The following is an 8,607-nucleotide window of genomic DNA, read 5'->3' as shown; positions in this document are numbered from 1 at the left end:
ATGATAAAGAGTCTTTATATTTATTTGATAGAGGCTATTACAGTTATTCTTGGTATGACAAGAATTCCGTAAGGGAATTTTATGCAAAATCGCAAGGTGTGTACCACCTTGCCCTGCTTGCCAGCCAGTCATGTTTGTAGTTTGAAAATGGAGTTTGAAACAATAAAAAGAGTTTGTTTCAAGGTCGTCCTTTTCTGAATTCATTTGGGGTCAATCCGGTAATTCGTTTAAATATTACAGAAAAGCTTGCATGTCGCTTATATCCCACTGCATTTGCAATTCTGCCGATGTCCCAGTCGGAATCTAAGAGTATCTGTTTTGCTTTTTCAATTCGCAGTTCTTGTACTCGTTCTGTAATTGTGGTTCCGAAAATGCGCTTAAATGCACCTGTCAGCTTATTTTGACTCATGCAGGATATTTTAGCAAGAAAATCCAAGGGTATATGAGCCGTGTAATGCTGGTTTAGATAATCGTATACCTGATTTAAGCTCTTCATTTCCCACTCTGGAATATGAGACTCTAAAGAATACATGGATTGTCTCTCTTCCCATTGCATAATCAGTGAAATGATTTCCAAAGTTTTACCTTCATAAAACATCTTCGCTGTGGTGGCAGACGGTCTAGCTGCTCGAATTTGTCTTAGTACCATTGACACTTCCGGAATTGTGTCGCTGCCATTTAATTTAGGCAGTATTTTTTCTAATTGATTAAAACTGTTAGGGAATTGATATGATAAAATTTTTTTATTGAATTCCGGTAGAAAGGAAAGTCCTACGCTGTTGATCACTGTTTCTTTTTGTATCTTTTGGTCATACCATTCCTTTTGACCAATATAACCAATCAGATTTTCGGCTTTAGAGTACAAGTCGTTATAAATCATCTTTGCGATTGGAGTGCCATAGATTCCTAAATTTAAAAACTCAGGATGCTCATATTGAAGTGAGAAATTTTCTTTGAATGTAAACTGATAAGCACAGATGGCGTACAAATTTTCTATAGGATAAATCCAATAATAACCTGTCCCCATGGAAGGATCTAGTTTATAATATAGTCCGCAATTTTTAAAATCAGGCGGTACCGCTGTTTCATAAAACCCTAAAGTTGAAAGCAAAGGCAGGTAAAGTTGCTCTAATATAGTTTTCAATTTTAACCCTCCATCTTTTGCAAATTCACAAACCTTTTTAGCAGTCTGTCATATGCATCCAGGTTTCATTGACGATATATATGGAAACCTATACAATCGAGTTAGATACTGCTAACATCTAATTCTATCATGGTTTTTGATTTTTTGAAAGATGTTTTAAGTATTAATTCTTAATATTAGGAGGAACAGAATTGAAGAAAAAAAGATTGCTTTCCCGGCTAATAAATTATTCGGGAAAATATAAAGTTACTATGATTTTATCGTGGTTTTTTTCTGCCCTGGGTGGAATCGTCAGTTTGGGTCCGTATATCTGCATTTATTTTGTAGCTCGGGAGTTACTGGATGCGGGGGAAAATCCAGCCATGCTCAATAATGGACAGATGGCGCACTATGGCTGGATGGCGGTTACCCTGACAGGTCTTTCATTTATGCTTTATGGCTTAGGATTGCTATTCTCTCATTTAACCGCATTTAATCTGATAGCGAATCTGAGAATTAAACTACTACAGCGTTTGGGGGAGCTTCCCATTGGATTCCATATTGCAAATCCGAGTGGAAAGCTTCGTAAAATCATAGAAAAGAATACGGAAAGCATGGAAAACTTTGTGGCCCACCAGCTTCCTGATTTGGTACAGGCCATTATAACACCTCTAGCTTTTCTTGCAAGTATGATGATTTTTGACTGGCGGTTAACGTTGATTTGTTTGATCCCAATTGCAATAGGCTTTGTTATATTAAGCTCTATGCTCAAGGGTGAGAGCAATGGATTTTTAGAGCAATATCAAAAATCCCAGGCTGATATGAGCAATGCGGCGGTAGAATATGTGCGGGGTATTTCTGTAGTCAAGGTTTTTGGCCAAACTGTACATTCCTTTAAACGTTTTTATAGCTCTATCATGAATTATAAGAATTTTGTAACACAATATGCGCTTTCTATGGGGAAACCCATGAGCGGCTATATTACATCGGTTCATGGCATCTTTTTTGTACTGATTCCCGTGGGAATTCTTTTGTATCAGTTTTCATCCAACTCTAAAGGATTCATTATGAGCTTTATATTTTTTATTGTATTCACTCCTTTGATTGCTGTCATGCTGATGAAAGTTATGTACAGTTCCTCCAATCAACTGATTACAACACAGGCATTGGATACAATTGAGGAACTTTTAAATGAAAAGCTGATGCTCCAAACTACAAATGTCCAAAGTCCATCCTCATATGATATTGTTTTCGATTCGGTATCATTTCAATATGAAAAAGACGGAGCAAAAGTTATTGATCAGCTCTCTTTTACGGCAAAAGCCGGTACTGTTACAGCTTTGGTGGGTGCATCCGGTGGGGGGAAAAGTACAGTTGTCAATTTAATTGCCCGGTTCTGGGATGTAGATGACGGTAGCATCTGTGTTGGAGGGGTAAATGTAAAGGATATGGACTATACTCAGTGGATGAGTAGGGTAAGCTTTGTTTTTCAGGATGTAAACCTGTTTAAAATGAGTATTGCCGAAAATGTTGCTTTCAGTAGACCCTCTGCGACAGAGGAACAAATCCGAAAGGCTCTTCATCTCGCACAATGCGATGATATTTTGGAGAAGTTGCCCAATGGGATACACACTGTGGTTGGGACAAAAGGCGTGTACCTCTCAGGCGGTGAGATGCAGCGCATTGCCTTGGCGAGAGCAATTTTAAAGGATGCCCCTGTTATTCTGCTTGACGAGGCTACAGCTTTTGCTGATCCAGAAAACGAATACAAAATACAAAAAGCATTGGATGTTTTAATGAAAGGGAAAACAGTACTGATGATTGCTCACCGCCTATCCACTGTTACGGGAGCCGACCAGATTTTAGTGCTTGAAAACGGTAAGCTCATAGAGAAGGGATCACATAGAGAGCTAATAGAACATGGTGGTACTTATGCAGAAATGTATCAGGAATATCAATCAGGAACATCCTGGAAAATAGGAGGTCAGACTCATGCTTAAAAACACATTTTCATTGACGGATCAAGGCTATGCAAAGGTGATAAAAGGGATATTGCTTACTGCATTGCATAATCTAAGCACCATGTTTCCGGCAATATTATTATTGCTCCTTGCATCCGATATGGTTCAAAACTATTTGGGAACAAACACAAAAAGTATTTCCCTTTTTTCATATTGGGGTACGGCACTGTTTCTGCTGCTATTCATCTATTGGGTTTATCGTTGGACTTACAAAGAAACCTATATTTCTGCCTATGAGGAAAGTGCGAACACCCGCATTTCGCTTGCAGAAAAAATAAGAAAACTGCCCCTTTCTTATTTTGGGAATAGGGATTTAAGCGATTTAACCAGCACATTGATGGATGACACAACTACTGTAGAGCATACCTTAGCAACTGGGGTTGCCGAGCTTTTTGGCGGGATTATTTCGAGTATAGTTATTTTATTAACACTCTTCTTTTATGATTGGCGGATGAGTTTGAGCCTGTTTATTTGCTTACCGGTTTCGCTGGTAGTACTCGCAATTTCCAATAAAGTAAGCTCATCCTCCAACTGGAAAAACCGAGAAGCCAAACTTGGTGTGAGTGAAGGCATTCAGGAGTATTTGGAAAATATCAAGCTGGTTCAAACATCACCCCAAAAAGAAGCCTACCGCATGGGAATGGAACAGAAGATTAAAAAGGTAGTTCGTACTTCTATGATTTACGAACTGGTCATGGGTATTTTCATTAGCAGTGCTTATAACATCTTACGGGTGGGACTGGGTCTGGTGGTTGTTACAGGCTCTTATTTGATTACTCATGGTGAGTTGGATTTGATCGGATTTTTACTGTTTCTTTTTGTTTCAGCACGCATTTACGATCCTCTTACCACTGTGTTTTTTAAAACGGGAGAATTTTTTTATTCACTTGTCAGTGCATCCAGAATCCGTGAAATTCAAAAATATCCTTCCCAAATGGGCAATGCGGATATTAAGCTGAACTCTTACGACATTACCTTTGACCATGTTTCATTTGCGTACAATACAGATGAAATTATCCATGATGTGTCTTTTGTGGCAAAGCAAGGAGAAATCACGGCACTTGTCGGGCCCTCTGGCTGCGGCAAAAGCACCCTGAGCAAGCTGGCCTCTCGTTTCTGGGATGTAAGCAAAGGGAAAATTACGATTGACGGCAAAAACATCAATGATATTGACCCTGAAACATTGCTCAGCTATTTTTCTATCGTATTCCAGGATGTGGTGCTATTCAATGATACGATATATAACAACATTAAGATTGGGAAGCTGGATGCCACAAAGGAAGAAATTATTGCAGCTGCCCGAATGGCGCGGTGTGAAGATTTTATTCATAAGCTTCCCCATGGCTACGATACAGTCATTGGTGAAAACGGAAAAACTATTTCAGGAGGGGAACGACAGCGTATTTCCATTGCCAGAGCTTTTCTGAAAAATGCACCTATTGTGCTTTTGGACGAAGCCACAGCATCTCTTGATCCAGAAAATGAAACATTGATTCAGGAAGCAATCGGAAAGCTGATCCGCAATAAAACAGTGCTCATTATCGCCCACAGATTACGTTCCATAGAGGATTGTGACAAAATCGTTGTCCTCAAGGCTGGGAAAATACAGGAAGTAGGCCGTCACCAGGAACTGATGGAATTAAAAGGATTGTATCATCATCTATTTGAATTGCAGAGAAAAAGTTCCATATGGGGTTTTGGGGGTTTTGAATAGGAGTGAAATAAGACTTCATAAAACAGAAGAGGGTTATAATCTTTTTCTTTGTTTTATGGGGTTCTCCATTTTTCTTTTGCAGATTCACCGATTTCTTTTGCAATTTGATATATATGAAGTAAATCTATTGACGAAGGAGCATCTCTATGCAATAATAAATTATATAAAGTTAGTCATTGCTAACTCATTTGTTGCACTTAGCAAAATATTATATTGTTGATTTTTACATTCAACTGGAAAGGAAGGATATTATTGAGTCAATCAATCAAGCAAAGGGATATGAAGTATTTTGGGCTTCTCTCTCTCAAATTAAGCTATTATCACTCCATACGATCACGGGAGGGACAGTCCTGTGATAAAAGGTGATGTATATATACAAAATACAGGGAAATCTACAACTGCGCTTAGCGGTGTTTATAGGCGAATGGTAGATCCGAGAACAAAGTTGTTTATACTTCTGATTGTAAATATAACCAGTTTTATTCAGAACAATATACTATGTGAAATTTTCTGCATTGCCATGATTACCATTGCTATGTTATACCATCGAAGCTATCGTTTGGCTATCAAGAATTTGTTGATTTTTTCAGGGATGGCACTTTTCATTCTGCTTACACTGCGGGTTGAAAATACAATTGTCGGAATGCTGTCGGTGGTATTGATGATGGCAAGAAAGATATTTCCTACCTTTATGTTTGCTGCTTTACTCATATCAACCACACAGGTTGGAGAAATGACATCATCTCTGCAAGCTATACATACACCGCGTCAGATTACAATTCCGATTGTGGTAATCATGCGTTTTTTCCCAACTATAAAGGAAGAAAGTAAGGGAATTCTGGATGCGGCAAAGGTACGGGGAATCCATTTTACACTATTGAACTGTTTGAAAGCGCCAAATCAAATAATAGAGTATATTATGGTTCCGCTGATGATGCAGCTTTCCGTAGTAGCTGAGGAATTATCTGCTGCGGCTGTAACAAAAGGAATTGATTCGGACAAGAAGAGGACATCTTTATATCAAACACGCTTTGGTGCTATGGATATTATCTTTACACTTTTGTTTTCAGCCAATTTGATATTTGCTTTTACAGGGGGTGGTATATAGTGAACAATTTATGTGCTATAAAAATGAAAAATGTGAATTTTACCTATGCAAGCCGTCCAGAGGAAGGTCTGCAAGATATTAATTTATCTGTCCAACGTGGAGAGTGTATCCTTTTAACCGGAGCCAGCGGATGCGGAAAAACATCACTTACCCGAATCGTCAATGGTTTGATTCCCCACTTTTATGAAGGAGAATTGGATGGTGATATTCTTATTGACGGTCAAGACATAACAAATTGGAAGTTGGATGAGCTTTCCATGAAGGTTGGTTCTGTTTTCCAAAATCCACGCAGCCAGTTTTTTAATTTAGATACAACAAATGAAATTGGATTTGGTTGCGAGAATTTAGGCATAAGCAGAGAGCAGATATGGAAGAGAATCCATAAAACAACAGCAGATTTGAAGATCGGACGGTTGATGGACCGGAATATATTTTCTCTCTCTGGAGGGGAAAAGCAGATGTTAGCCATTGCTTCTGCGTATGCGTTAGGACCAGATATCTTTGTCTTAGATGAACCGTCTTCAAATTTGGATGCTTTTGCAACCAATCAATTGCGAGTTGTTCTACAAAAGCTGAAACAAGAAGGCAAAACAATTTTAATTGCAGAACATCGACTTTATTATTTGGCGGATATTGCGGATAGGGTCTTATATATGGAAAGAGGGCGCATTGTTCACGAATGGAGCGCAAAAGAGTTCGGCAGCGTCAGCAAAAGGCAACGTATAGACTTAGGGCTTAGAGCATGGGATTTATCACAGGTAAAAATTGAGCCTCGCATGAACTGCGATAAAGAGATGCCAGGTATTTCTGTTGAGCGACTTAGCGTTGCATATCAAAAAAACGCACCTATTTTACGAAATATAAGCTGTGCCATGTCCAAAAATAAAATAACTGCTGTGATTGGTAGAAATGGTCAGGGTAAATCAACTTTCGCCCGCTGCCTTTGCGGTCTTACAAAAGAAAACACAGGAAAAGTGTTCTTTGAAGAAACAGAGCAACCATACAAACATAGATGCGGCCGGAATTACCTTGTTATGCAAGACCCGAATTATCAGTTGTTCAGCGATAGTGTTATCGGGGAAGTGGAGTTATCTTTAAGAAGCAGTAAGAAGGAAAAAGCTGTCAATGCACTTGAAATATTAAATTTCTTATCTCTAGGTGAATTTGCAGAACAGCACCCCATGAGTTTATCTGGCGGTCAAAAGCAACGATTAACTATTGCTGCCGGTATTGCCCAAAGTGCAGATGTTTTAATTTTGGATGAACCCACAAGCGGTTTAGATTACAGTAATATGTTGCGTGTACATGTCCTTTTAGAGAAACTGAAAGAGAAAGGAAAACAAATTATTGTTATTACACATGACTATGAGTTTGTAATGAATACCTGCGACTGTGTTATAGAAATCAAGGGTGGTTCCATTGCTGATTATTATATGATTAATATGGAAAAGAAAGATAAGTTGTTAGAAATTTTTGTAAAAACATAGAACTCAAAGGAGAAATTAAATATGAATATTCAAGCTAAGAAAAATAATCTGTCAAGCAAGGATTTAATTAATATATCTATTTTCACATTACTTTTTGCTATCTGTATGTTTCTGGTTGCAGGAATTGCGGGGATGATTCCTGCCGGGTTTGTTTTCCATGGTGCGATTGCTGCCATACCGTGTGGGATCATCTACATGTATATACGGGCTAAAACGCCAAAGAAAGGCTCTATTATCGTACAGTCAATCCTCTTTGCCATCATTTACTTCGTTATGGGTAATCCTATATCAATACCCATTTCCATTTTGTTAGGTGGTGTCCTCGCCGAGATAATCTCATCGACGGGGAAATATATTAGTTTCTGGAGGAATACAATTGGATTTGCTTTAGTAACAGTAATTACCTGGTTAGGTTTCATGTTTAATATGATGTTCCAAAAGCAATATTATATGGAATACGCAACGGGCAGAGGTTCCTCGGCAGCATATGTTGAAAAACTTCTGAATTTGGCAAATGGACCTATGTTCTATGCTGCTATAGTCGTAACTGTTATTTGTGCGTTTTTAGGAGCAATCCTTGGACGTAAATTGCTTAAAAAGCATTTTATGAAAGCAGGTATGGTCTAAAGTACTACAAAAGAGTATTTTTTGTTTTAATGCTACTCTTCTGATGGGCTTAAAGGGATATGAGGAGGTCTCCCATTAAATATATCTCAAATAAAAAATGAAAACCGTTGTTTAGGCGGTTATAATCACTTGAAAAAGATAGCTTATGCTAAACGGCGGTTTTGAAATAATCAAAGCCGCCGTTTGCCTTTTGAAAATAGGCAAACGGCGGGTGTATTAAGGTCACTCTTTTTTAAGGATACGGCGGCATCAATGGAGGTATCGCTGTGTCTATTTTTAATTTCTGTAATCCACTTAATACCTAATTTATTAAAAAAGCCTATCTTCTCTAGTGGGATATTACTGCTATCAATATGCACACACATATCACCAAATAAATGTAAACAGTTCCACTAATGCTCGACTGTATTTTGATATGATACTTTCCAAGTAGACAGTCTAATTAATTAAAATAGACTATCTACTGAACCGACCCCAAAAAGTTAGACCAAAAATCTAACTAATGGAGGTCGGTTTTGATTTGGCAA

At 38.2% G+C, this 8,607-nt stretch carries 6 protein-coding genes; 5 read left to right on the top strand and 1 reads right to left on the bottom strand.

What is annotated here, in order from left to right; all coding sequences use genetic code 11:
• Positions 1-178: 178 nt before the first annotated feature.
• Positions 179-1,144 carry a helix-turn-helix domain-containing protein gene (locus GOQ29_RS04950; RefSeq protein ID WP_203371537.1) on the bottom strand — a complete coding sequence of 322 codons (966 nt, stop codon included), beginning with the start codon at positions 1,142-1,144 and terminating at the stop codon, positions 179-181.
• A 191-nt stretch (positions 1,145-1,335) separates the two neighbouring features.
• Between GOQ29_RS04950 and GOQ29_RS04945 the strand changes: the two genes are divergently transcribed.
• From GOQ29_RS04945 to GOQ29_RS04925, 5 genes are all read left to right on the top strand, one after another.
• Positions 1,336-3,123: an ABC transporter ATP-binding protein gene (locus GOQ29_RS04945; protein ID WP_203371536.1), complete on the top strand. Its 1,788-nt coding sequence runs from the start codon at positions 1,336-1,338 to the stop codon at positions 3,121-3,123.
• Positions 3,116-4,858, top strand: a complete 1,743-nt coding sequence (locus GOQ29_RS04940) for an ABC transporter ATP-binding protein (RefSeq protein WP_203371535.1) — start codon at positions 3,116-3,118, stop codon at positions 4,856-4,858. The genes GOQ29_RS04945 and GOQ29_RS04940 overlap by 8 nt, the downstream gene beginning before the upstream one ends.
• Before the next feature lie 352 nt (positions 4,859-5,210).
• Positions 5,211-5,966: an energy-coupling factor transporter transmembrane component T gene (locus GOQ29_RS04935; RefSeq protein WP_203371534.1), complete on the top strand. Its 756-nt coding sequence runs from the start codon at positions 5,211-5,213 to the stop codon at positions 5,964-5,966.
• Positions 5,966-7,453, top strand: coding sequence for an ABC transporter ATP-binding protein (locus GOQ29_RS04930; RefSeq protein ID WP_203371533.1), 1,488 nt, complete (start codon positions 5,966-5,968; stop codon positions 7,451-7,453). The genes GOQ29_RS04935 and GOQ29_RS04930 overlap by 1 nt, the downstream gene beginning before the upstream one ends.
• Before the next feature lie 21 nt (positions 7,454-7,474).
• A complete protein-coding gene (locus GOQ29_RS04925; protein ID WP_203371532.1) occupies positions 7,475-8,080 on the top strand; it encodes an MptD family putative ECF transporter S component in 606 nt (201 codons plus the stop codon).
• The last annotated feature ends 527 nt before the right edge of the window (positions 8,081-8,607 follow it).

This window comes from Anaeromonas gelatinilytica (genome assembly GCF_016820635.1).
Taxonomy (GTDB): domain Bacteria; phylum Bacillota; class Clostridia; order Tissierellales; family SIT17; genus Anaeromonas; species Anaeromonas gelatinilytica.
This window is presented reverse-complemented; position numbering and strand designations above follow the sequence as displayed.

What these genes read in the sequence shown, in the direction of transcription:
- GOQ29_RS04940 (WP_203371535.1), top strand. Translation starts at nt 3,116, where the DNA reads ATGCTTAAAAACACATTTTCATTGACGGATCAAGGCTATGCAAAGGTG.
- GOQ29_RS04925 (WP_203371532.1), top strand. Translation starts at nt 7,475, where the DNA reads ATGAATATTCAAGCTAAGAAAAATAATCTGTCAAGCAAGGATTTAATT.